Annotated in this window: 18 protein-coding genes; 7 read left to right on the top strand and 11 right to left on the bottom strand. The window is 42.3% G+C overall.

The features are described 5' to 3' along the window. Positions 1-214: 214 nt before the first annotated feature. Positions 215-1,906: an NAD+ synthase gene (locus ACQKC9_RS06730; RefSeq protein WP_201548552.1), complete on the bottom strand. Its 1,692-nt coding sequence runs from the start codon at positions 1,904-1,906 to the stop codon at positions 215-217. A gap of 875 nt (positions 1,907-2,781) precedes the next feature. Here ACQKC9_RS06730 and ACQKC9_RS06725 point away from each other — a divergent pair. From ACQKC9_RS06725 to epmA, 3 genes are all read left to right on the top strand, one after another. Further along, a complete protein-coding gene (locus ACQKC9_RS06725) occupies positions 2,782-3,909 on the top strand; it encodes an AI-2E family transporter (RefSeq protein WP_057758261.1) in 1,128 nt (375 codons plus the stop codon). Between the two features lie 280 nt (positions 3,910-4,189). Next, positions 4,190-5,299, top strand: a complete 1,110-nt coding sequence (locus ACQKC9_RS06720) for a 4-phosphoerythronate dehydrogenase (RefSeq protein ID WP_427621414.1) — start codon at positions 4,190-4,192, stop codon at positions 5,297-5,299. 50 nt (positions 5,300-5,349) lie between these two features. Next, positions 5,350-6,378 carry an EF-P lysine aminoacylase EpmA gene (epmA, locus tag ACQKC9_RS06715; protein WP_427621073.1) on the top strand — a complete coding sequence of 343 codons (1,029 nt, stop codon included), beginning with the start codon at positions 5,350-5,352 and terminating at the stop codon, positions 6,376-6,378. Between the two features lie 157 nt (positions 6,379-6,535). Here the strand turns inward: epmA and ACQKC9_RS06710 are convergent, their stop codons facing one another. From ACQKC9_RS06710 to ACQKC9_RS06685, 6 genes are all read right to left on the bottom strand, one after another. Next, the gene (locus ACQKC9_RS06710) at positions 6,536-7,177 is read right to left on the bottom strand and encodes an NAD(P)H-binding protein (RefSeq protein ID WP_427621072.1); all 642 of its coding nucleotides are present in this window, start codon (positions 7,175-7,177) and stop codon (positions 6,536-6,538) included. A gap of 235 nt (positions 7,178-7,412) precedes the next feature. Continuing rightward, positions 7,413-7,862 carry a YaiI/YqxD family protein gene (locus ACQKC9_RS06705; RefSeq protein WP_102093310.1) on the bottom strand — a complete coding sequence of 150 codons (450 nt, stop codon included), beginning with the start codon at positions 7,860-7,862 and terminating at the stop codon, positions 7,413-7,415. Next, entirely contained in the window at positions 7,862-9,226 is a 1,365-nt protein-coding gene (locus tag ACQKC9_RS06700; protein ID WP_427621071.1) for a 5-(carboxyamino)imidazole ribonucleotide synthase, read from the bottom strand. Before ACQKC9_RS06700 ends, ACQKC9_RS06705 begins: the two co-directional genes overlap by 1 nt. A 197-nt stretch (positions 9,227-9,423) precedes the next feature. Then, positions 9,424-9,975 carry a 5-(carboxyamino)imidazole ribonucleotide mutase gene (gene purE, locus ACQKC9_RS06695; RefSeq protein ID WP_082624535.1) on the bottom strand — a complete coding sequence of 184 codons (552 nt, stop codon included), beginning with the start codon at positions 9,973-9,975 and terminating at the stop codon, positions 9,424-9,426. A 107-nt stretch (positions 9,976-10,082) separates the two neighbouring features. Then, on the bottom strand, positions 10,083-11,039 hold the full coding sequence (locus tag ACQKC9_RS06690; RefSeq protein WP_427621070.1) for a metallophosphoesterase: 957 nt from the start codon (positions 11,037-11,039) through the stop codon (positions 10,083-10,085). A 103-nt stretch (positions 11,040-11,142) separates the two neighbouring features. Continuing rightward, positions 11,143-11,751 (bottom strand): rhomboid family intramembrane serine protease, encoded by a 609-nt coding sequence (locus tag ACQKC9_RS06685; RefSeq protein WP_165598370.1) that lies wholly within the window; start codon positions 11,749-11,751, stop codon positions 11,143-11,145. 413 nt (positions 11,752-12,164) lie between these two features. On the opposite strand from ACQKC9_RS06685, the gene ACQKC9_RS06680 reads away from it, so the two are divergent. Both ACQKC9_RS06680 and ACQKC9_RS06675 read left to right on the top strand, forming a co-directional pair. Next, positions 12,165-13,811: a hypothetical protein gene (locus ACQKC9_RS06680; protein WP_427621069.1), complete on the top strand. Its 1,647-nt coding sequence runs from the start codon at positions 12,165-12,167 to the stop codon at positions 13,809-13,811. Positions 13,812-14,112: 301 nt separating this feature from the next. Then, positions 14,113-15,711 (top strand): OmpA family protein, encoded by a 1,599-nt coding sequence (locus tag ACQKC9_RS06675; protein ID WP_427621068.1) that lies wholly within the window; start codon positions 14,113-14,115, stop codon positions 15,709-15,711. 112 nt (positions 15,712-15,823) lie between these two features. On the opposite strand, the gene nagZ is transcribed toward ACQKC9_RS06675, so the two are convergent. Then, on the bottom strand, positions 15,824-16,900 hold the full coding sequence (gene nagZ / locus ACQKC9_RS06670) for a beta-N-acetylhexosaminidase (protein WP_427621067.1): 1,077 nt from the start codon (positions 16,898-16,900) through the stop codon (positions 15,824-15,826). Positions 16,901-17,330: 430 nt separating this feature from the next. Between nagZ and ACQKC9_RS06665 the strand changes: the two genes are divergently transcribed. Continuing rightward, a complete protein-coding gene (locus tag ACQKC9_RS06665) occupies positions 17,331-19,541 on the top strand; it encodes a carboxy terminal-processing peptidase (protein WP_427621066.1) in 2,211 nt (736 codons plus the stop codon). A 543-nt stretch (positions 19,542-20,084) separates the two neighbouring features. Here the strand turns inward: ACQKC9_RS06665 and ACQKC9_RS06660 are convergent. Next, the gene (locus ACQKC9_RS06660) at positions 20,085-20,570 is read right to left on the bottom strand and encodes an FKBP-type peptidyl-prolyl cis-trans isomerase (protein ID WP_057758283.1); all 486 of its coding nucleotides are present in this window, start codon (positions 20,568-20,570) and stop codon (positions 20,085-20,087) included. A gap of 324 nt (positions 20,571-20,894) precedes the next feature. Between ACQKC9_RS06660 and ACQKC9_RS06655 the strand changes: the two genes are divergently transcribed. Beyond that, complete coding sequence (locus tag ACQKC9_RS06655; protein WP_427621064.1) at positions 20,895-22,919, top strand: M61 family metallopeptidase; 2,025 nt, start codon at positions 20,895-20,897, stop codon at positions 22,917-22,919. A 149-nt stretch (positions 22,920-23,068) separates the two neighbouring features. Here the strand turns inward: ACQKC9_RS06655 and copM are convergent, their stop codons facing one another. Next, the gene (gene copM / locus ACQKC9_RS06650; protein WP_427621062.1) at positions 23,069-23,923 is read right to left on the bottom strand and encodes a CopM family metallochaperone; all 855 of its coding nucleotides are present in this window, start codon (positions 23,921-23,923) and stop codon (positions 23,069-23,071) included. A 214-nt stretch (positions 23,924-24,137) separates the two neighbouring features. Further along, complete coding sequence (locus tag ACQKC9_RS06645) at positions 24,138-24,752, bottom strand: pseudouridine synthase (RefSeq protein WP_427621061.1); 615 nt, start codon at positions 24,750-24,752, stop codon at positions 24,138-24,140. Positions 24,753-24,980: the final 228 nt, after the last annotated feature.

The raw sequence follows: 24,980 nt of genomic DNA, 5'->3' as shown, positions 1-24,980 counted from the left end.
GACGTACTCGAAAAAGAAATAAAGATAATTGAGGCAAAATAGTTGGTGAAACTGTGTGAAAAAGAATAGGGTTAGGTGTAAAAGTTTTTTTGTGGATAAAAACCAAAAAAGCTGGGCAAGCACCCAGCTAATAGTAAAAATTCGATATCTTGTAAAACTGGCTAACTAGTACCTCTCAACTTATAGATAGTAGAAGTTGAGAGGTACATAGTAACTAACCTTTGATTGACCACTTATTGACCAATGGATAACGGCGTTCACGTCCAAAAGCTTTGTGGCTAATCTTAGTACCGATAGGAGATTGCAAGCGTTTGTATTCGCTGTTGTCTACCATCTTGATGACTTTAGCGACCATCTCAGCATCGAAGCCTTTATCAATAATTTCTTGATAGCCCATATCTTCATCGATATATGATGTCAAGATACCATCTAACACATCGTAGTCAGGCAAGCTGTCTTGATCTTTTTGATCTGGACGTAATTCAGCCGATGGCGGACGAGTAATAACGCGCTCAGGAATAACAGGCGTATCTTCTAAACGGTTACGATAGCTCGCCAATTTATAAACTTGAGACTTATATACGTCTTTTAGTACGTCAAAGCCGCCAGCCATGTCGCCATATAGCGTTGAGTAACCAACAGCCAATTCTGACTTGTTACCAGTTGTGATAACTAAATGACCGAATTTATTGGACAATGCCATCAAAATTACACCGCGAGCGCGCGCTTGGATGTTTTCTTCTGTCGTATCCGCTGGTGACTTATTGAACAACGGCGCTAGCGTATGACGGATGCCTTCGACAGCGTCAAAAATAGGGCAGACGGTGTAAGAAACATTTAAGCGACGTGCTTGGGCTTGAGCATCTTCTAGACTGATTTGAGAGGTGTATTCGTATGGCATCATGACCGCATATACCTTATCAGCGCCTAACGCATCAACAGCGATACAAAGTGTCAATGCTGAGTCAATACCACCTGATAACCCGACAATAATGCCAGAGAACCCTGAATGATTGACATAGTCGCGTAGACCGACGACTAACGCCTGATACATTTCAGATTCACGGCTCAAGGTTAGAGGCGCTTTGGTCTGCTCGTTAAACTTAGCAGTTTTCACATCTAACGTAGCCAGTAGCAACTGGTTCATAAAGCGTGGTGCTTCATGAGCAATGCTACCGTCAGCTTGTACAGCCATAGAGCCGCCATCAAACACTAGATCGTCTTGCCCGCCGACAGCATTGACATAGACGATAGGTAGTTTGTTTTCACGGCTACGCTTGGCTAGCATGGTTTTGCGATTGTCTTGTTTTTCAATCTCAAAAGGTGAGGCATTTAAGCTTACGATTAAATCAGCACCTTGTTTTTTAAGCTCAGAGATAGGACCTTTTTCCCACAAATCTTCACAGATAAGCAGACCAATAGTAATGCCTTTATAGTCAAATAAAACTTGATTGCGACCTTTATCGAAGTAGCGACGCTCATCAAACACGCCATAATTTGGCAAAATTTGCTTATGATAAAAGCCTTTTTGATGACCATTATGTAGGATAGCAGCAGAGTTAAACGTACCATGATGATCGACATGTGGATAGCCGACAATCATGACGATATCATCAATATCGCTCAAAGTAGATAAAGCGCTTTTGACGCGGCCTGATAAGCTTGGGCGTAGCAATAAATCTTGTGGAGGGTAGCCCAAAAGAGCTAACTCTGGGAATACGATTACGTCAGCACCTTGTTCGCGTGCTTGTAATGCTAGGGTACGCATTTTTTCGACATTGGTTGCGATATCACCGACCAAAAAATGTGATTGAGCTAAAGCAAAAGTGACAGTATCTTGTGGTTTATTGGTCTTACTGGCTTCGTTTGAGGTGTTAGAGTTGGGGTTATCAGTGTCTTTTGACATTGTTATTGTTCCTATCGATATATTATTAAAATTTGGTGTGTCTGTATTGATTTCAAATAAAATCAAAGTAAATCCGAAATTAACTCAAAACTGCGCTCTGGCATATCAAGCTCGAATATTGAGCTGATATGCTGAGTCTAAATCTCATATAAGCCTTTATAAAGGACTTATGATTTTGCTCAAGTAACTCACTCTAAGTGATAGCGACACTCTAAAATTAGAACTTATGATAGTCTAAAAGAAGACGATATAAGCGAGTGTTGAAATCTGGCTCAGAGGATTCGATGTCTGGACAACGATGTAAATAAATATGTGCAAATAAACTTAACTACACTGAAAAGCTTAAAATAATTGCTTTAGTATAACATCAATTGTCGCGACAAATAGAACGCACCAGTGGATTCCCTTATAAGATAACAGTTTAAAAGCTGAACATAAAAGCAGTTTTCGATACATCATTTTTACACACTAAATTCATGCATTATGCGCTAGTCATTATCGTCGTCATCTAGTAAGCTTGCATAGACAAAGTTGTAAGTAAAGATTACAACAACGCGTTATATAATTCACACGCTTTATTGCATAATAAAGCGTGCTAACTGCATTTTTATTGTGTTGTCTATGATAATGAATGGCTGTGAATTTGTAGTATGGAACTGGGCACAGTCATACTATTTAACTGTCATACTATTTAACAGTCATATTACTTAATCGTCATATGACTTCATAAGTTCCACGCAATGCTTTTTTGTATGATTCGCAACTCTCGCTAATGGATACAGCTTATAGACAGTGTCTAAGAGCTGATATTCATCACACATTTATAAACTCGCCAGCAAAATTATCGTTTGCTGTCCGCTTTTGGTTTATACGCTATGATTGAAAACTGGACAAAAGAATTTATTATTCAGCGCTTATTAGCGATTACGTTGCTAGTAGTGCTGTTCGTATTGTGTTTTCAAGTGGTGCAGTTTTTTATTGTACCAGCGCTGTGGGCAGCGATTTTGGCCTATGTGACTTTTCCTATTTATAATTTCTTCCATGAAAAGGTGAAGCTGAGCCCAGATTTTAGTGCCGCTATTATGACGGTGAGCATCTCACTGATAATAGGCGTGCCACTGGTCATCGGTGTGTTTATCTTGCAGCAAGAAGCTTTGAGTTTAATCAGTAATTTGATTTACCGTATCAAGGTAGGTTACTTAGATGTGCCTGACTCCCTCAAAGATTTGCCTATCATCGGTCAGCAAGTCAAAGATGTACTTTGGCGTATCAATAAAAACCCAGAAGGGACGCTAGAAGCTTTTCGCATTTGGGTTCAGTCGCATTTATATTATGGCAAAATAGCATTCGATGTGGTGTTCAGTAGTTTGGCCAAACTCGGTATGGCACTAATGACGCTCTTCTTTTTTTACCGAGATGGCACCAGTCTGGTTCGGCAAATTCGTCAAGCGTTGCGTAACATCATCGGTAATCGCATCGACGGCTACATCGATTCTGTGGGTACAACTACGCGTGCCGTGGTATACGGTATCGGGCTGACGGCATTGGCTCAGGCTTTATTGGCTGGTATCGGCTATTACTTCGCTGGTGCACCAAGCCCTATTTTATTGACCATTGTCACGTTTATTATTGCCTTGATTCCCTTTGGCACACCATTCGTTTGGGGCGGTGTGTCGATTTGGCTATTGAGTCAAGGGCATACTGCTGAAGGTATTGGCTTGGCACTATGGGGTGTATTAGTAATTAGCTGGGTGGATAATTTGATTCGTCCTATCGTCATTAGCGGCGCGACCAAAATTCCTTTTATCATTATTTTTATTGGTGTACTGGGTGGTCTAACAGCGTTTGGCTTTGTCGGTTTGTTTATCGGGCCTGTCGTGTTGGCTATTGGGCTTGCGGTATGGCGCGAGTGGATATCGCAGCATAAGAATGAGATATTTGCTCAGCAAGAGGTAATGCTTTCTGACCCTCGTGCGATAGATCCTGTGCACGAACCAGAATAATGAGTCATTAGGGCGTATCTTCAATTCACCCGATGGCCATCTAAATGGGCTAAAAATGGCTAAATTTTGCCAAACATCGTCAAATAGCTATTTAATATCCTGATATTATCTACGCTATTTTTCTTGTTTGACGGCAATTTATCTCATTTTTATCTCCATTTTTGAAATGAAGACACGCCCTAGAAAATACGATGTAAAAAATTATCGATAGAGACGATGAGTAATGACAAATAAGAATATGGCAGAATCGACGAATAATAAAATCGATAAGTTAAGCGCGATTAAAAATATCACTATTTTAGCGGACAGCAACATCGCCAGTCTGAATGATTTTTTTAATGACGCTATGCTTAGTCAGCTGACTGAGCATAGGGTTAAAATTATCACTGTCGCTGGTCGAGATATTGATGCAGCGCTACTTGCCGAAGCACAGCCAGATGTATTGCTGATACGCTCGGTGACGAAAGTAAACGAAGCGCTATTGGTTAATAATAACAGTGTACAGTTTGTTGGGTCTGCGACTATTGGTACCGACCATGTAGATCAAGATTATCTAGCGTCTCGCAATATCACTTTTGCCAATGCGGCTGGTTGTAGTAAGCATTCTGTGGCTCAATATGTATTGACGGCTATTTTTACTTTGCGTCCGCAGTATTGGCAGCAGTCGGCACCTTTAACATTAGGTGTTATTGGTCTTGGCAATATCGGTAGTACGCTTGCTCAATATGCCTATGATTTGGGTTGGCAGGTGCTAGGTTATGATCCCTTGTTGCCAACCTCTAAAACTAATAATGCTAGCTTGGAGCAGGTGCTTAGCCAAAGTGACGTGATCAGTCTGCATGTGCCTTTAACCAATGAAAAGAATGCGTCGAACCCTAAAGGTAGTGATTACCCAACACGTCATCTTATTAACGCAGCTGCATTAGCAATGATGCCTGCCGATACGATGTTAATTAATAGTGCGCGCGGGCCTGTAATTGAGGAAAGTGCGCTTGAAGCAGATATTGAGCGTACTGGCCGTCAAGTGGTGCTAGATGTGTTTGAGCATGAGCCAAAAGTCGCAGCAAGCTTACTATCCAAACTTGCTATTGCCACACCGCATATCGCTGGCTATACGCTAGAAGGTAAGCTGCGTGGCACACAAATCATTTATGATGTCTTGTGTGAAAAATTATCGATACCTCCAACTCAATCTATGTCCAATCTGCTACCGCTAAATATGTTCTTATGGTCTGAACTAAAATCACATCCGGATAGACTGCCAAAGTTTTATGACATCATGCAAGATGATACCTCATTGCGAAATAAAGCAGTTGATGAGCAAGTAAATGGTGCTGACTTCGACGGTTTGAGACGTGACTACCACTTGCGCCGTGAGTGGCAGTTTTAATTAAACAAGATACTTAGCAACCAATTATTCATCAGTCGCAGTAGAGCCCAATGACTCAAGCAAACAACATTTCTTCGCAGCTTATTAATTCTAAGCCTAGCTATGCACCAACCATGACACTTGCGATGGCACAACAACGCGCGCAATTTATCAGTAGTATTCGGCAGTTTTTTACCAGTCGACAAGTGCTGGAAGTGCAGACACCGCTATTATCCCAAGCAGGCAATACAGACACTTTTTTGCAGTCTGTAGCAGCTCATGTGACCTATCAAGACCGTCCACGCACCTATTATTTGCATACCTCGCCTGAGTTTGCGATGAAGCGTTTATTAGCCAGCTGGCAAGTACCTATTTATCAGATTTGTCCTGTCTTTCGTGATAACGAAATAGGTACGCGTCATAATATTGAATTTACGATGCTTGAATGGTATCAACCTCATTATAGTCTGGACGAGATGGCAACTGAGCTTAATGAGTTGTTAGAGGCACTTTATGGTCATTCAATTGTGATGAGTCATTATCGCTATGTCGATGCCTTTATGGACTTCGTGGGCATCCATCCGTTGACAGCGAGTTTAACTGCATTGCAAGCCGTGGCAGAAGATATGGGTTTGACAGGGTTTGATTTTAATAGTGCTGATGATAGCGAAGAAAATCGTCGCCAGAGCTGGTTAGATTTGTTATTCAGTCATGCCGTGGAGCCAAACCTAGGTCATGATTTGCCGACATTAATTATAGAGTATCCACCTGCGACTGCTGCACTAGCGAAGACAGCTATGGACAAAGACGGTAATAAAATAGCAAAACGTTTTGAGTTGTATATCAATGGAATTGAGATTGCCAATGCTTATGATGAACTAGCAGATGGTCAAGCATTGCGTGACCGTTTTGAACAAGACAATCAATTACGTGCGCGTCATAACCTACCTCAAATGCCAATTGATGAATATCTATTAGCTGCATCCAATGATTTGATGCCATGTAGCGGTATCGCAGTCGGTATGGATAGATTGCTAATGGTATTAACAGGTGCAAGCAGCTTGGAAGAAGTTATTTCTTTCCCCAGTGGGCAAGCATGATTGAAAGAGCTTTTTTCGATTAGTTGTAATCTAAATACATAATAAAAAGGCCGTTGCCGATTTACCAATTAGATATTGGCGAATCGACAACGACCTTTTGTATTGGCTGCTTCTAAAATTTAGCAGATACAACCAATTTTAGTACTACTAAACTTATTTATACGGTAGCAACTGCTTCATTGATATCGATATCACCATTGTGTAGATTGAAGACTTTGCCTATGGTGTTATCTGCGGTTAGCACCGCGGCTAGCGTTGTGGCTACATCTTCGATTGCATTCTCACCAGAGCTGGTATCATTAATAGTGATTTTGCCTGTACCAGCGCGTTCTTTTAGTGCGCCTGGCTGTACGATAGTGTAATCAAGTGAGCTGTTGTTCACTAACCAGTGATCAGCGTAGTGTTTAGAGATGTAGTATTCTTTTAAGTCTGCAATACCTAGGTTTTCATCCCATTTGTCAGTTTCTAATGAAAAGACTGAACTCAGCATAATATAACGTTTAATACCTTTATCTTGTGCAGCCTGCATTGTTTTTACAGCACCGTGCAAGTCAACTTCTAGGACGTTTTTGCCACCAGATCCTGCAACAAAGTAAACAGCTTCAATGTCCTGATCCAGTTGTTTTTCAATAGAGTCTTTGCTGGCTGTAATGTCTAAATCTAGCTGAGTGTAATTATCATTATCAAATAGCTTTTCTTTCTGACGAGTCGTGCCAATAACTTGATGATCATCAGCCAATAACTGCTTAACCAAATCACCGCCCACTCGACCACTTGCACCAACGACTAAAATTTTCATAATTATTCCTATTTTTATTTAAATGCTATTGTTTGAATTATTCAGTAAGTTTATTTATCTTAAAAACCGAATATAGAGTAACAAAGATAGGTAGCACGCTTCGTTATAAAGCGTGCTGATTGAATAGTGTTTGGTTATAGAGTGTATACAGTTTGCAAGGAAGTAAACGTTGATCAGATGACATCATGTAATAGATGAAAGGGCGGCTGACCGTCAGATAGAGCGATAAAAAGTATTAACGAACTAAGCGATTAAGACCGTCGGCAAAGGCTTTTTTATCTCGATCGCCGTAAGGTTTCTGACCGCTCATTTCTTGCAACTCTAGGACACCAGTACCACGCATAGTGTCCATAAAGTCGCGCATATTGAGCTTTTGCTTGATGTTGTTCTTATCATAGACCACGCCGCGCGTCGTCAGTACCATACCACCTTTATCCAAAATGTCATTGGCTAAAGGGATATCGCTAGTGATAGCCAAGTCACCAGCCTGTATCTGTTCGACGATATAATCATCAGCTTTGTCGAACCCTGACGGTACGACAGTCATAACAAGTAGGGGCGACTTGCGTAGCTTGATCGGCTGATTGGCCACAAATATGGCCATGGTCTTGGTACGTTCAGCCGTTTTAATAATCAAATCTTTGGCAATCAATGGTACCGAGTCTGCGTCCACCCAAATCTGCATTATTTATTGGCCTTCTCAGTTTTTGATGAAGGAGCAGTCAGGTTGTCTGCTTGGATGCCTTTAGTGTCTAGGTCATCAGCTGTAGCATCGTTTTGAACACTGTTCTTAGCATTACTCTTAGTATCGATGTCTGCTTTACTAGGCTGAGTATCTACACTTGCATACTCCTTGTCTAGACCAACCTTGTTTGGCAAGATAGCAACCAGTTTTGCCATAGCAGGCTCTAAATCAGTCACGTCGTTAGGCATCAAAGTGATATGAGCAATCTTGCGATCGTCACGCTCAGCCTTATGATAGCTATGATAATGAGCGCCATCGATATTTAACACTGCACTGATATCAGGATATTGACCCAGTACATTCACCATAATCGCAGGATGCACGTTGTCTGTATCGCCTAATGGCAAGTTGACCACGGCACGGATATGGTTCTCAAACTGGCTGGTAATAGCGCCTTCGATACTCCAGTGTCCAGAGTTGTGAACCCGTGGTGCGATTTCATTTGCTAGTATCGCGTTATGACCACGAGCATCTTTGGTGACGAACAATTCAAGCGCCATAACGCCGACATAGTCCAAATGGTTCATGACTTTGGTAATGGCGTCTGTTGCTTGTTGAAACAGGTGACTCGTGCCAACAGCAGGTGCTTGAGTCTTGGCTAATATACCGTTGTGATGATGGTTTTCGACCAAATCGTAACAGCGTACCTGACCGTTTTGCGCTCTTGCTGCAATGATAGACACTTCACGACTAAAGTTAATAAAACCTTCAGCAATTAACGGCGCAGGTGTTGGCGTAAGTGACCCTTTACCACTGACGGCGTCTTTTAAATCTAGCCAAGCAGCCTTAATGTCACTGTCTTGCTTGATAACGAACTGTCCTTTGCCATCGTAACCACCTCGGCTGGTTTTTAGAACGATAGGCAGGCCCAATTCTTTGCAAGCGTGGTTGAGCTCAGCTTCAGAATTGACTTCCATAAATGGCACGGTTGCAATATCAAGTGTGTTGAACATCTGCTTTTCTTTTAGACGATCTTGAGCGATATCAAGCGCAATCAGTGGTGGGAACATGCCTTGTTTGCTGCCAGATTTTGACAAGCTAACCAGTTGCTCGACTGTAGACGTTGGCGTGTTTTCAAACTCTAACGTAAAGACATCCGCTGCTGCGATAAAGTCTTCTAATTGATCGCTATGAAAGACACGACCGTATAGGCTGGCAGGGCATTCTGGATTGTCTTCTAAGAATACGCATTGGTAACCCAGTGGCATGGCGGCTTCGGCAAGCATCATACCAAGCTGACCACCGCCTAAAATACCGATGGTACGAATGGTTTGGGTAACAGGATAAGCGTTTGCTGTAGTCATGGCAGGCTCTTTGAATAAAGGTGAATAAGGTGTTTGGGCTATTAAAATCTAAAACTCAATGGGTGAAAATAGGAAAAGGTGCACTGTATGCACCTTATCTCTAATCGGAATTTCTTAAAAGTATATATTGATAGCTTAAATCGTTAAGCCATCAATATAAAAGACGCTGCTATAAAAGCTAATCGATTTATATTTACTTAAGGATTAATAATACCTGGTGTTGGGCTGGCGAGAATGGTCTCAGTCTGAGACTGGCGCATTTGATCGAGCTTAGTAGCAATCGTATCATCATGCAATGCCAGTACTTGAATTGCAAGTAGGGCAGCGTTATAAGCACCAGCAGCACCAATCGCCAAAGTACCAACAGCGACGCCTTTTGGCATTTGTACGATAGACAGTAAACTATCCCAACCACTCAGCATAGATGACTTTACAGGGACACCAAAGACAGGTAGTGGCGTTTGACTGGCACACATGCCCGGCAGATGAGCGGCACCGCCTGCACCAGCAATGATCACTTGTAGACCATTATCTTTTGCGCTTTTGGCATAATCAAATAATCTGTCAGGCGTACGGTGTGCAGAGACAACTTCACAATCAAAAGCAATGTCAAAGTCTGCAAGCAATTGCGCAGCAGCACTCATAGTTGCCCAGTCAGACTGCGAACCCATGATAATGCCGACTTTTGGCTGACCAGCAGGGGAGGTGATTGGACCGTTCTGGTTAGCAGCAGTATTCGTGGTGCTCATGATTGGATATCCTCAAAAAGACCATCATACAAAAATTTTGCTACACTCGTAAAGCCAAGTTTGACTTTTAATACTGGTATGGCGCTAATTGCAGTGATATCACGATTTTATACATGTTTTTCATCGTGATAATGCTGAACAAAGTGATTGACCGTCAATGGTAATGGATGTTCGGTATCCAGTTGATAGCATGTTAGATAGCCGCTATCCACTGCAGCAGAGTAGTCAGTACAGGCAACTTGCGGGCTGAGTGGCTCAGGTGTGCCAGTGAGCCAATAGTGCCCGACAAACACAGGTTTATGAGTTTTTAGCGCAAATTCAATATTTTCAGCTAACGCATCAGGCGGTATTTGTGCCAATGCGGACGATGGAGCACGAGACACTTCACGCAGGGTACGCGTATTTAACTCATCTAGCCACCAGCGTACTCGTACGCGTGTACGCTCGGTACCTTCTTTATCTACCATCACAATACCTTCAGGTAAGCCTGTTTCAACCCCTTTTAACACTCGCTCTAAAGCGTCAAAGGCAACGGTATCTTCTTTAGCCGTTTCGATTAGACCTGCCGGAGTCAGACAGTTATCGTCAGTCAGAAGGGGCTTTAGTATCGCCATGCTAACTGTATCCCAGCAAGCATGTACAAAACACGCATAGTCGGTCTCGATCCATAATGGGATTTCATATAAACGCTGCAACCAATATTCATGTTGCTCTGAGCCAAATGGTATCTCTGCCAAAAATGCCTCGTGTTGGCGTCTATGGATATCATTGTGCGAACGTAAATACTGGCTAGTATTATCAGGATCGCGCGTAGCATATGCCAACGCATTATATTCATGATTGCCCATCACTGCATCGGCCACATCGGCATCTAGCATTGCAAAGACAATCTCTAACGTAGCTAGTTGCTGCGAACCACGATCGATCAAATCGCCGATGAACAAGGCCCTGTGACCTGTTGGTGGCACGAAGTGCTGACCGTTATGCTCATATCTTAACTGATGCAGCAGACCGACCAGTTTGTCTGCATAACCATGTATATCACCGATAATATCTATAATCATAATGTATTACTAAATCTCAAATGTAGAAGTGTACCCTGCGCAAAATGGAGTTTATAAAGTATAGCTGTCTTTTAAGTGATAGCTTTACTATACGTAAAAATGTCTAAAATCCTGGTGATAGCAACGCATTGATAAAATGCGGTAGTACTTTTGGTTCCAAAACAATCGTAGCGATAACGCCAAATGCGCCGCCCCACATATGAGCCATGTGATTGATATTTGAGCCACCACGTCGATCAGCATAGATACTATAAAATATATAAGCTACGGCAAAGAGTATTGCAGGAATAGGGATCACGGCAAAGAGGTAAATTCTTTCCCACGGTGCTAAAAGGATAAAAGCAAATAGCACAGCCGATACGCCGCCTGATGCGCCTAAACTTAAATAACTGGCGTTGTTCTTATTTTTCACGTAACTTGGAATCATGGCAACGATAATTGCCAACACATAAAAAACTACAAAACCGTAGCCAAATAAAAACGGCTGATACAGTCCTTCAATAGCACGCCCAAAGAAATACAAAGTAAACATGTTGAATAGCAGATGCATACTATCAGCATGAATAAAACCATGGGTCACAAAGCGATCCCATTGCCCATTGTTGACGGCTGGCGGATAGAAAATCAGTCGATTAAATAGTGTCTTGTTTTGCCAAGCTAATAAGCTGACAATAACGGTAATAATGATAATAAGCGTCGTATGATTTAACAAATGAAAATCCTTAGGCTGTGCCTGATATGTGACAATGTTACAAATGACAAGCTACAAGTGACAATATTCAAAGCCTAAGCGTTAGGGCTGAGTAAAAATAAATTTGACGTCTGATCCGTATTAAGTACTAACCATAAGCAATAGACTAATACTAACAGCAGTTGCGATAACGCAAATACCTATTGTGTGACAAAACGATGCTTTTTTATGCGGTTATAGTGAATAATGTAGCAGTGTACCATGCAACATAAGTGAAACTTTTGGAGCAAGGTTAAAGACGAGAGTAGTGTTCATTCATCCGCGCTGCAATCAATCTTTTAGACAAAGAAGCAAAATACACAAGTGGCATGGATAAAAATAAAATAAGTGCTTAATTTTGCACATTCAAATAAGGCTGATAGAGGCAGTGGAATATGAACATTATTGACCAGCTAGAACAAACGGTAACCCCAGCTGTAATGGGTAATGATGACAGCAATAATGTCGCCTATGTCAGTCTACTTGAGCAGTTTTATGCTGTTTTGGCTGCGCGCCTAGCTGTGCCACAGGTTTACTCACAGTTGCTGCGTACTGATCAAGTAATTACTAGCAGCAATAATGAAAGCCCTCTATTTGAACAAATATGGCAAGATAAAAGCCTGCAAAAGACTATCATCCAAGAATTGTCAGCTACCCATCATATTGATGAACAGACAACTGAACAATTACTAATTAGTGCCGCGCCGTTGGCATATCGTGAGCTAAAAGTATTGGCCAATGGGCAGTTCTTGCCAGCATTTTTACAAGATAAACAGGCTGCTTTACGTCCATATTTACCTATCTGGTCAGCAGCTGTGATCACGGCTACTCAAGGTGTAAATCAGCAAATACAAACAAGCTTCAAATCAGATGATGGCCATGTACCAGTACATGTGCCAGTAAGTGACGACATATCGAATAGGCAAGATGATTCTTCTTTAGATACTGGCATAGCTAGCATAGACACACTAATAACGAACAATGATGCAGAAAATATAGAGCAAATATCAACTGCTGAGCGCGTAAGCACTGAAGCGTTAGATAACGATACGATTGCCAGTAGCGATGCTATTCATGCCAATCCAGCAGCCTACCATTTGGCAGAAAACAGTAACTTAAAGCATGCACAGGTGCGTACTCGTAATCAACGAAACGATCTACTAATACGTGTGTTTTTATCAATAGTAGCTTTGGCTGCGCTTGCACTCGCAGCATGGGCATTGTTAGTGAAACCCAATAATGAAATACCAGTAGAACCTGTGGCCACAGTACCTGTTGAACCACCGCCAGCACCCGTGCCTCCTGTACCAACAACGACTCCTGTTGAGCTTATTGTCGGTGTAGACAACGGCGGTAATTTGTACACTTGTAGTGCGACCGTTGGCGATGCTGCGCTACAAAGCACGTTGCAACAAGCGCTTAATACAAGCTTTGGCGAGCAGGCAAGTATTTGTGAATTAAACATACAGGATGGGGTAGCAACCTCAATCGCTAATATGCCTGTGGAGACACTGCCCAATGTATTGACGATGCTTAGATCAACACCATTTGCACGTTTACATGTGCAAAATGACCGTCTCATACTAGAGGCGCCAGACAATATGCTGCTACAAAAACTGGTCACAGAAATACGAAGCTTAGTACCAGCGATGGTAGTCGAGAGTACAGCGCCACTGCCGTTGCCTGATAATAGCAACATTGGTGATGCTACGAACAACATGGCAAACGCAAATAATCAGTTTGTAGATGATGGGGCGGGGATTAATAATCAATACAATAATAATGGGGTAAATAGTAACTCTGGCGAATACCAAGCATCAGATGATGATACTGGAGATCGTGTGATACCAACTCCTTTGCCTAACAATAATAATAGTTTTAATAATGCGCCCAACAATCTGCCTACCAATGGCGCAAGTAATATTCCCAACAACTTTCCTTCGAATAATCAAACGACTAGACCGCCCGGCCCTTTTTCACCTTCAGAAGTGGATGAGATGGCAAACACAGTCATCGTTGCTGAACCAGCTCAAGTTAGATAGTTTTTATAAGGCACGCTGTTTCATAGGGCGTGTCTTTTTATATGGCCTATCTTTTCATGTAATTTAGCTACAGTTACGTGTGCCAACCGAAACATTACTTACTGTATCATTTGCACAACAACGCACAGACTGTGAATAGCAGCTTAAGAATTTTATAATAATCAAAGCCAAATAAAGTAGTTTGATGGATTTATCGCTACCATGACTATCTAATACTATAATGATTGAATACAAAAGAATGATATAGCTGCTCTTTGAGCGAACAAATGATATAAATAAAAATTAAGGGGAGAGCCATATTATGGATATTATTAGCCATTTGACACGCACCGTCAGCCCAGCCGTATTGGAAGATGACCGTAGCCCAGCTAAGAAAAATCTATTAGAGCAGTTTTATGCCATTTTTGCTGCTCGTCTTGCAGACAATGATACTTTTAGCCGCTTTGCCAATGAAAACATTGCCCGTGATGACAATGCTTTTTATGACCGTGTATGGACAGAAGGAGCACACCGCGACCAAATTTCTCGCGAATTGGCAGGCAAACACAATGTCGATGCAACCGCTTCACGCGGTCTAATTGCGATGGCAGCGCCATTAGCTTTTCATGAAATCAAAAGTTTAGCTGGTACTACGCCTGTTCCGCAATTTTTGAATGACCATCTGAACAGTTACCAGCATCATATCCCTGCATGGGCGGGTACTGTTTTGCCTGCTAGTGCAGTCGCTGCCACTTCTACTACGGCTAGTACACCAATTTCTGATACTACCAGTACAGCGCCACTACAAAAAGAAGAAGAGCCAAAAGAGAGCTTTATGAAAGCACTGCTACCTATTATTGGTTTGATTATCTTGGGTGCATTGGCTTGGGCACTACTCAGAGGCTGTCAAGAAAACCCTGAGCCTGTAGCAACGCCAGCGGCTACAGTGCAGCAAGGGGCACAAGGTAATGAGGCACTAGCGGTTGCAGGCGCAATTGAGCCTGCAACACTGAGTATCGCAACTGGTGAAAATAGCGAGCTGTATGCTTGTCGTATGAGCGTAGGTGATGAGACATTACAAACCAATGTTATGAATGCTTTGACTGGTGCATTTGGTGATGAAGCCAATAAATGCCGTGCTGACGTTGATGATAATTTTGCAGTAGATATGCCAGCATCTGCTCAGTTGGCAACGATATTACCAATTATCAAAAATGTACCGAATGCGAGCATGATTATCAAAGGCGATAATATTACTGTCAACGCTCCTGATAAAGCTGCATTGGACAAGTTGGTTGCTGATTTACAAGCAGCTGCTCCTGCTATGACGGTTCAAGCTGAAGGTCCATTAGATTTACAAGGCGAGATTGATGACAGTCTGGCTGCTGCAGATGTGGCGATGACCAATCTGGATGAAAACCCAGATCCACGTGATGTTGCTCGCGCTTTGAGTATTCAGGTGATTAACTTCCAAGTAGATGAAGCGGTTATACCTGAAGTCAATAAAGCGTTGCTAGACCGTGCTGCAGAAATCATCAATAACGTACCTGATATGAAGCTGATGATCGTCGGTCATACAGACAGTCAAGCTTCTGATACCTATAATATGGAGCTGTCTCAGGAGCGTGCTGAGTCAGTGAAAGCGTATCTAGTATCTAAAGGGGTTGATGCCAGTAAACTAACGACCAAAGGCTTAGGCGAATCAGAACCAATCGCAGATAATTCAACCGAACAAGGTCGCTTCCGCAATCGCCGTATTGAGTTTATGGTCAATGACGAAATGGTCAGCGCAAATGATGGCATGATGATAAACAGTGATTCGCTAGATCCAGATATGAACCCATTAGATAGTAATAATGATGATTTGTTACCAGATGGCGATGATGCTACCCAAGGTACTGCGGTAGACCCAAGCAATTAATCTATTTGTTCTTATTTTGATTATAGCTACGCAGTAGTAGTTAAATGACAAAAACCGCATCTTATAAAGGTGCGGTTTTTTGTATGCTGCTCGATGATAGTGAAGTAAGCTATTATTTATACAGAGTAGGATCTGTTGATTCCTTAGCAGTCTGACCATCAGCTTGCGCACTAAAAAAAGTCTGAGTAACATTTTGCTTGGCTTGCTGCCAATATTCAAACTGCTGGCAGGTAGATTCAAGATTGCCTTGCCATGTTGGGATATTGCCGCGCATGGTTTTGATACGCTGCTGGTTAGGGTAAGGCAAATCTTGCGCAGCTTTAGCAGCTTCATGAGCAGCCACACGGTCGTTGCATACGAGAGCAATATCACAACCAGCATCAATTGCCGCTTTTACGCGAGCACTGACATCACCAGCCGCCTTTGCACCTGCCATCGATAAATCATCAGAAAAAAGTACCCCGTCAAATTTAAGCTCATCTCGAATGATATCCTGTAGCCAAATTTTGGAGAACCCTGCTGGCTTGTCGTCTACCTGCGAAAATATCACATGTGCTGGCATAAGAGCGTCTAGACTATGTAGCGTTTGAGCAAAAGGTTGCATATCACTATTGATGATTTCATCTAAGCTACGCGTATCGATGGCTTCTGATACGTGCGAGTCAGGAGCAATGGCTCCATGACCGGGGAAGTGTTTACCAGTGGTTGCCATACCAGCCGCTTTCATTCCGCGCATAAACTGTGTTGCAAGCGCAGTGATGGCTTGCGGCTCATGATGAAAGCTGCGATCACCGATGACTTGGCTAATACCATCTCTATCCAGTACGGGCGCAAAGCTTAAATCAATTCCTACAGCCAGCACTTCAGCTGCCATTAGATAACCGCAATCGTAGGCGCAGCTAAGTGCTTGACTTGGGTCTTGATTGAATAGCTTACCCAGTCGACCCATAGCAGGTAGGGGCGTGAAGCCTTCACGCAGCCTCGCGACTCGTCCACCTTCTTGGTCCACACCGATAAGTATGTCTTGATTGTGATAACGTATATCGTCGCATAGTGCTCTGACTTGGGCTGCATCTGTGACGTTACGACCAAACAATATTACTCCGCCGACCTGTGCTTGTTTAATCAAGCTGAAATCTTCAGCGGTCAAAGCGGTACTATCGATATCTATCATTAAAACGCCGTACATCGCGTATTCCTTATTATTTTATATATAGTTATATTATGAGGGTGAATGATTATCTATGGCTATCTTATTATGACAGTTATTATTAACTGAGCATAATGTGGCAGATTATTGGGGTCAAATCAATTTGCTAATAACCAGTAGATTCAGTCATTAAATCGATGTTAATAGCCCTCAATTATTATGTATGATAAAAGTGATAGAAAGTTTGGTATGTACAGGTGTAGCGTGTAAGATTGCTTATACAGTTTGAGACAGTTCAGTATTTATGCGCGTGATAATATTGATTGATTTTTGACTATATATCAGTATTTAATGATGCATAAAGTATAAGAATAAAAAACACAGCATTTATAGGTCATAACAGATTCGAGCATTTCTAATTCTGATGAATTACCCAATACTATTAACTTCAAATAACTAGGTACATATGATGAAAAAACAACCAGCACAGTGGTTACTCAGTGCAGCGTCAGTGGGCATCGCCGGTATTATCTTAACCCAAAGCTACGGTACTGCAGTCGCCGAGACCAATACGGGAAGTTTTGTTCAGACCCCTGAGCAAAAGGTCACCACACGTCAAGTAGCCGCCTTGCTGGATCGCAGTCATTATCTTAATCAGCCTTTAGATAGCAAGACTGGTAGCGAAATCCTATCAATGTATATCGATAGCCTTGACCCAAACCATACGTTGTTTTTGCAATCCGATGTTGATGAGCTGAAGAAAAAACACGCTGAAGACTTTGGTGCTCGCCTAAAACAAGGTGATCTATCTGCAGGGGTAGAGGTGTATGATCGTTACCGCAAACGCTCAAACGAGTACTTTGCGATGGCAACCAAGATGCTCAAAACAGACATTGATCTGACAGGTAACGACACAATCATTCTTGATCGCGAAAAACTAGGCCATTTTAAAACCAAAAAAGAGCAGCGTGATTACTGGGAACGTCAGCTAAAGTTTCAGTTGATGAGCATTACGCTGGGTCAAGAAGACGAAAAAGCCAAAGAGAAAGTATTTTTAAGCAACCCAGATATCACTCGCGGACAAGACTTGGTACGTAACGATGAGCGTACGCCAAATGAGATTTTGCAAAATCGTTTATCACGTCAACAAGAGCAGTTTAAGCGTCTCAAAGATGATGAAATCATGGAAACCATCTTAAATACGGCGATGCTCACTTATGACCCGCACAGTAATTACTATGCACCGATTCAAGCGACTGAATTGCAAATCCAGTCGAGCCTTCAGCTAGAAGGTATTGGTGTCTCTATTCGTCCAGATCGCAAAAATCCGGACTATACCCGTATTGTGACTTTGGTCGATGGTGGTCCAGCCGCTAAGTCGGGTCAAATCAAGCCCAATGATTTGATCGTTGGTATCGCAAAAGATGGCGAAACCATGACGGACGTGGTTGGTTGGTCAACACGTGAAATTGTCAGCTTGATTCGCGGTAAACGCGGTACATCGGTTACGTTGAAATTACGTCAACCTAACACGCCGGATGCTAGCGCCCGTACAGTCACAGTAGTACGTGATATTATTCAGCAAGAAGAGTCAGGTGTCACTCAGCGAGTGGTAGAAGTGCAGCGTCCTAATATTGATAAGACACCAAAACGTATTGGCGTACTTGAGATACCGAGCTTTTATCTAAACTATCGTGCACGTCGTAATGGTGAAGACTACCGTAGCGTCAGTATCGATACTGAAAAAGCGTTAAAAGAGTTGAATAAACAAAATATCGATGGTCTAGTGGTTGATTTGCGCAATAACCCTGGTGGCTCATTAGATGAAGTTGCCAAGATGTTAGGTTTCTTTATTAAGAGTGGACCACTGGTACAGATTCGTGATAATCGTGGCAATATTCAAGTGTATCGCGACAACGATGGCGGCGAGCAGCTGTATGATGGCAAAATGGCGGTCATTACCAATTTAGCATCGGCCTCAGCTAGTGAAATCTTTGCCGCTGCCATTCAAGACTATGGTCGCGGATTAGTGGTTGGTAGTACGACAACTGGTAAAGGCTCGGCGCAGATTCAGCTCGATAGCTTAGCCTTGGGTTCTGCCACCTTAACTCAGCGTAAATTTTATCGTGTCACTGGCGGTAGTACGCAAAATAAAGGTGTCGTGCCGGACGTTGAGCTAGTCAATATCTATGATGATGCAACCTTTGGCGAGCGCGCTCAGAAAAAAGCATTACCTTGGGACACTATCAGAACGGCGCCGTATAAGCCTGAAGGGAAGTTTACCAGTGATACATTGGCGACGCTCAATCAGCAGTCTAAGATTCGCCAACAAAAAAACCCACAATTTACTTATCTGTCGACACTAAATGATATTCGTAACATGGATGATGAAAAGAAACCTGTTCGATTAGATATCAATAGCCGCCGAGCCAAAATGCAGCTAATTGAGAAACGCTCATTAGAAGCAGAAAACAAGCGCCTTATCGCAACTGGCGAGCGTCCATACTCTAACTGGAATACTTATCAAGCAGCGATGGACGCAAAGTTTGAAGAACGTAGCCGTATGAAAGTCGCTGAACGTCCAGAGCTACCAGAGGATGAAGCGTTCATTAATGAGGCAGCTTACCTTATGCTCAGCGCGGAACCTAAGACAATGCTTAGCCCTGAAGAGAAGCTATAATGTGAAGTTATTATAGCGTTACGTAATCTATGTAAGCATATGCTTACATAGATTGACGTTTAGACCTCTTACCAACGAAGGGTCAATCTGCGACTATAACTGTACGGCACGATTGAACGAAACGGTTCATTGATACTAGGGATTGGTATCTTAAAGGTCGCACTAGGGATAAGTAGTTTGCTGATTAAGGATGATAAGGCTGGATGCCTGTCAGTTATGAGATGCCCCGGGATTAGGTATCACGTAACGCTAACATGGATGGTTGGTAATAAAAGCCGCATGACGCTTGTCGTTATGCGGCTTTGTTACGTTTGGATATTAATAATTTTTCTGGCGGATTTTTAAGTAGGTATATTCAAGTTGAGCAGCAATGTATATGGAATTAGCATTCAGTTTATAGATGAGCACATCTACATTAATTCGAAACTTACTATGAAATAAGTATAAAAAAGGCCAGTAACCTTATCAGCTACTGGCCTTTTATATTAGAGAATAAATTTAATAATTTATCATCTAACTATTTTCACTATACTCTAGAAGAGATTAGTGCTCAACGCCACCTGCACCATGTACATGGCCATGGTTTAGTTCGTCTTCAGTTGCTGCACGTACTTCTTGGATTTCAACATCAAATGTCAAACGCTTGCCAGCCAATGGATGGTTTGCATCAACAGTAACTTCTTGATCGTTTACAGCAGTTACGGTAACTAACATTACTTGGCCACCAGCTTCTGACTGGAACTGCATACCAGGCTGAATGTCATCAACGCCTTGGAAGTTGTCACGTGGTACGTGCTGTACTGCTTGCTCTTGGTATTCGCCGTAGCCATCAGCAGGTTCAACGACTGCATTAACTTTTTCGCCAGCAGACTTACCTTCTAATTGTGCTTCTAGGCCTGGGATAATGTTGCTGTGACCATGTAGATAAGCAAGTGGCTGACCTTCTGGTGACTGGTCAAGGATATTGCCTTCGTCGTCTTTTAGTGTGTAATTGAATTTGACGGCAGTGTCTTTTGCGATAGTAGTCATAAAATATCCTAAATATATCTATGTAAAAAATTAAATACGGTTGCAATAAACCTAAAAAAGCCAATCTGCAAGCCAAAAGGCCACGTCATTAGTCAATTATCATCAGTTTATTAAAGTAACTTTAGCAGTTAGCATCTTTAATTGAGATGGCCCACATAACTTTCAAGGCAAAAAACATAAAAAATGCCAATTAATGCCACAATTTACAATAATAACTGCTATTTTCTATAGTTAATGCATAGCTATTGGCTATTCATGGTTTAGGAGTTGCTTTTTTAGAGTAGGACTTCTAGCATAATTATAAAAATAAGGATGAGAGACACGATGACTGCATTTGCCAATACCACTACTAAACAACTAGCAAACAATGTTTCAACCAATCATGATGATACTAAGGCTAAAACGATAGTTGATATAAGCTATCAATTTGCTTTTGCCCGTTTCTACGAGCATTTGGTCGATGTGTCATTGAGTTTTACAGCAGTATCCGATGCGCCGCAGCTTTGGTTACCAGCGTGGATACCAGGTAGTTATCTGATGCGCGAGTTTGCTCGAAACATCACTGCGGTACATTATCAAGTAGTAGAGGCTCAAATAGCGGATAGTGACAAGCAACCAGCGACTTATCGCGCGCAAAAAATAGACAAAAATACATGGCAGCTGCCAGCGGCGCAAGCAGGGCAGAGGGTCATCGTCGAGTACGAAGTCTATTGCTATGACTTGTCCGTGCGTACAGCCTATGTCGATCAGCAACGCCTTTATGGCAATTTCACCTCACTTGCGCTCGCCGTCGAAGGGCAAGAGCAAACACCTGTTCACGTTAGCTTGATTGTGCCTGAGACATTTTTTGCAGACAAAGAAAGTAGCAAATTACTGTTGGCTTGTGGGTTGGACGCTACGCACCTGCATGTTGATCAGCAGCAAAAAGGCAGTCAGCAAGCGAATAGTCAGCACCTTTACAAGTTACAGGCAGCGAATTATCACGAGCTGATTGATTATCCATTCGAAATCGCAGAACAAGAAAAGTTTGATTTTATTATTCATGATAATGAGCACCAGACGCTACATCATAGCTTTTACCTGTCAGGTAAGCAGAATGCCAATCTAGGTCGATTGCAGCAGGATATTACTCAAATTTGTCAGACCTACGTAAATTGGTTAGGCGATGCGCCATTTGACGATTATACCTTTATGACCTTTGCAAGTGGTCAAGACTATGGTGGGCTTGAGCATATCAACTCTACTAGCCTTATCACCCCGCGTAATGACTTACCCAGCACTAATGAGCCAAAGCTACCAAGTACAGATTATCAGCGGTTTTTAGGCTTGTGCAGTCACGAGTATTTTCATTCATGGTGGGTGAAGACGGTACGTCCTGATGTCATGATCGATGTCGATTTGCGTCGTGAAGCATTTACGCCATTACTTTGGGTGTTCGAAGGGTTTACGTCTTATATCGATGACTTTATGTTGCAAGCGTCAGGCGTGATTGATAAAGCCAATTATCTGCGACTGCTAGCCGAGCAAATCAATCGCTATTATCAGACCCCAGGGCGCGGTAATCAAAGCGTGGCAGAGTCGAGCTTTGATGCTTGGATTAAGCTGTATCGTACTGATGAAAATACAGGCAATGCAGGTATCAGCTACTATAATAAAGGGGCGTTGGTGGCTCTATGTCTGGATCTAATCTTACTCAAGCATAGTGATGGTCGTTATCGTCTGTTTGATGTGGTCAAAGCTTTTTATACTCAAGCCAAGCAGAACGACAGTAAGCGAATTGGTATCAGTAGTGCTGACATGGGCTCAGTCATTGGGCAGTTTATGCCGCTAGCAGAGTGGGAAGATTTTGAACGCCGTTATGTCAATGGGGTAGAAGAGCTGCCAATTGAAGCGTTGCTAATTGCAAACGGCGTCAAAATACAGGCGAATACTAAAGAAACGGCTGACAAGCATGTGCCTTGGGGTATGCGATGTAACGAAACGCCGGCTGGACTCAAGGTAAATCGCGTGATGCGAGATAGTATTGCCGCTAGAGCTGGTATTTCAGCACATGACGTTATTATCGCGATTGACGGCATCAAAGCGGATACGAAACAACTTACCGTCTTGGTTAATATAGCGCATCCTGTTGAATGCTATTTATTCCGCCGTGATGAGCTAATGTGTGTTCAGGTTCAACCCGAAACGACAACTAAAGTTAAGCCGCGAGATGAGACAACTGGCATGACTGGAGCAGTACCTCCTCATAAAGTAAGCCTACGCTTAGCAAAAGGAGATAAGACTTTAGAGAATGATAATGAGCAATTAAAAGGTGAGGCAGGTTGGGAGACATGGCTCAATGTTATATAAAATACCTTTCCATACGAAAAACCCTTCCATATAAAAAACCCTCTTCCGAGCATTCATGCTTAGAAGAGGGTTTTTTATAATCTATAATATTGTTGATATGCCTAAGCAACCTAAGTGATTAAACAATCAGTGATTGGTGACGTATAAGATTACTGCTCTTTAGCTTTATTATCTGGGCTATCTAGGTTCTTATTATCGGTAGTTTTAGGCTCAATATTTTCATCTACAGAGCTATCGTCATCGTTGCTACTTGCAGCCTCAAGCGCAGCAATCCAGTTTTTCATCATATCAATTTCAGTTTGCTGGTTATCAATGACGTCTTGCGCCAACTGACGCATCTCTTCATCTGTCCCATATTCGAGCTGAACTTTTACCATATCAACAGCGGCAATATGATGCGGTAGCATGCCGCGTGCAAATGCCATATCAGGTACGGGATCAGCCACACCCAAAGTCATTTCGCCATGCATGTTTTCCATACTCTTAGCATATGCTTGCTGCATCGCCATAGTATTTGGCTTAGGTTTGGCAGCATCAGGATGGCTAGCTAGCCACTTGTTTAAGACATCGATTTCAGCTTGCTGTGCTGTGATGACATCTTGAGCAAGTTGGCGCATCGCTTCGTCAGTACCATATTTGAGCTCTATTTTTGCCATCTCTACCGCGCCGCGATGATGTCCCAACATGCCTTTAGCAAAAGCGGTATCAGGATCGTTATAACCCATCCCAATCATCATCTCGTCATGCATTCTAGTCATCGATCTCGTATAGTCTCTGAGCATATCGTTCATTTGAGACTCATCAATGACATTATTATCGCTGTCATTTGTTAGAGTATCGTCTGCCATATCGTCATGCTCAGCATGTGGCATATCAGTCACTGGCGGTGAGGTTTCTTCTGCAGGATTTGATTGGTTGTCCTCTGTCGTTGGCTGACAGGCGCTCAATACAAGCGCTGCAGAAATGCTAGTGACCAACGAAAGAAAACGACGAGAAGCAATCATGACATATCCCTATTATAAAAAAAACCAAACGATAAATGGATAATACTTATTATACATAATCAATTACGTGCTGAATGTTAGCAGATAAACCTTACCCATTCGAGACACTACGTTTAACAGGTCGTAATATATTAATATTGAAGCTTTATATTCGTGGCTAAATAGCCAAACAGTGTGAATTAATCAACAATATCTAAGCTTAAAACTATCTAAACTAGCTAGAAATACCTAGCTGACGACAGTGTTCGCTAGTTAGATGAACGCGTACAAAATCCCCAACAGCTAACTCACCTAGCTCAAATCCTGCCACTGACCAACGTATTAAACGCAGACAAGGTAGACCGACGTGCGCTGTCATACGTCTGACTTGGCGATTTTTACCTTCATATATTGTCAGCATTAGCCATGAGTCCGGTACGCTTTTACGCTCACGTATTGGTGGACTACGTTGCCAGAGTACCATCGGTAGCTCATCTTCACTGACGTGTTTGACCTCAGCAGGTAGCGTTTTACCATCTTTTAAAACCACGCCACGTTTGAGCTTATTGAGTTGCTCAGCAGTAGGCGTTCCTTCTACTTGTACTAAATAAGTTTTACCTTGTTTGCGCCCTGCATTGGCTTTTGGCGGATGAGTAATTGCTTTATTAACGCGACCATCATCGGTCAAAATCAGCAAGCCCTCCGAAGTGGCATCTAGCCTACCAGCAACTCGCAAAGCCTTATCGGTAAAGTATTGCGATAGGGTGGCGTGGTCGTTATTACTGTCATCTCTAAACTGACTTTGCACGCCGTAAGGCTTATTGAATAAGATGAGACTAGAAGTAGACATAAAAAGGTGTTTCCTAGTTTTTGATGGACAATGAATCATTGTAGCGTATGTTTTGTGATGCAGAGCTAGTATTAAGCGACAAGACTAAAGGCGACATATTTAATGTGCTGTATGCTACATGACCTGCTACAAAAGTAGGACAGCGCTTGTATAAATTTGCTGTTATCCTAAATCCGCATTCCGATAGTGGTATTTATATTTTTAATAGAGAAATATCCACTATCTGCA

The sequence above is a fragment of the Psychrobacter sp. NPDC078409 genome, assembly GCF_050268505.1.
GTDB lineage: Bacteria > Pseudomonadota > Gammaproteobacteria > Pseudomonadales > Moraxellaceae > Psychrobacter.
The sequence above is the reverse complement of the archived record's forward strand: the minus strand, read 5'-3'. Positions and strand labels throughout refer to the sequence as shown.

Coding starts and splice junctions, on each gene's coding strand:
- ACQKC9_RS06675 (WP_427621068.1), top strand. CDS start 14,113: ATGGATATTATTAGCCATTTGACACGCACCGTCAGCCCAGCCGTATTG.
- nagZ (WP_427621067.1), bottom strand. CDS start 16,900: ATGTACGGCGTTTTAATGATAGATATCGATAGTACCGCTTTGACCGCT.
- ACQKC9_RS06645 (WP_427621061.1), bottom strand. CDS start 24,752: ATGTCTACTTCTAGTCTCATCTTATTCAATAAGCCTTACGGCGTGCAA.
- epmA (WP_427621073.1), top strand. CDS start 5,350: ATGACTCAAGCAAACAACATTTCTTCGCAGCTTATTAATTCTAAGCCT.
- ACQKC9_RS06700 (WP_427621071.1), bottom strand. CDS start 9,226: ATGACTACAGCAAACGCTTATCCTGTTACCCAAACCATTCGTACCATC.
- purE (WP_082624535.1), bottom strand. CDS start 9,975: ATGAGCACCACGAATACTGCTGCTAACCAGAACGGTCCAATCACCTCC.
- ACQKC9_RS06680 (WP_427621069.1), top strand. CDS start 12,165: ATGAACATTATTGACCAGCTAGAACAAACGGTAACCCCAGCTGTAATG.
- ACQKC9_RS06710 (WP_427621072.1), bottom strand. CDS start 7,177: ATGAAAATTTTAGTCGTTGGTGCAAGTGGTCGAGTGGGCGGTGATTTG.
- ACQKC9_RS06690 (WP_427621070.1), bottom strand. CDS start 11,039: ATGATTATAGATATTATCGGTGATATACATGGTTATGCAGACAAACTG.
- ACQKC9_RS06705 (WP_102093310.1), bottom strand. CDS start 7,862: ATGCAGATTTGGGTGGACGCAGACTCGGTACCATTGATTGCCAAAGAT.
- ACQKC9_RS06655 (WP_427621064.1), top strand. CDS start 20,895: ATGACTGCATTTGCCAATACCACTACTAAACAACTAGCAAACAATGTT.
- copM (WP_427621062.1), bottom strand. CDS start 23,923: ATGATTGCTTCTCGTCGTTTTCTTTCGTTGGTCACTAGCATTTCTGCA.
- ACQKC9_RS06665 (WP_427621066.1), top strand. CDS start 17,331: ATGAAAAAACAACCAGCACAGTGGTTACTCAGTGCAGCGTCAGTGGGC.
- ACQKC9_RS06730 (WP_201548552.1), bottom strand. CDS start 1,906: ATGTCAAAAGACACTGATAACCCCAACTCTAACACCTCAAACGAAGCC.
- ACQKC9_RS06725 (WP_057758261.1), top strand. CDS start 2,782: ATGATTGAAAACTGGACAAAAGAATTTATTATTCAGCGCTTATTAGCG.
- ACQKC9_RS06660 (WP_057758283.1), bottom strand. CDS start 20,570: ATGACTACTATCGCAAAAGACACTGCCGTCAAATTCAATTACACACTA.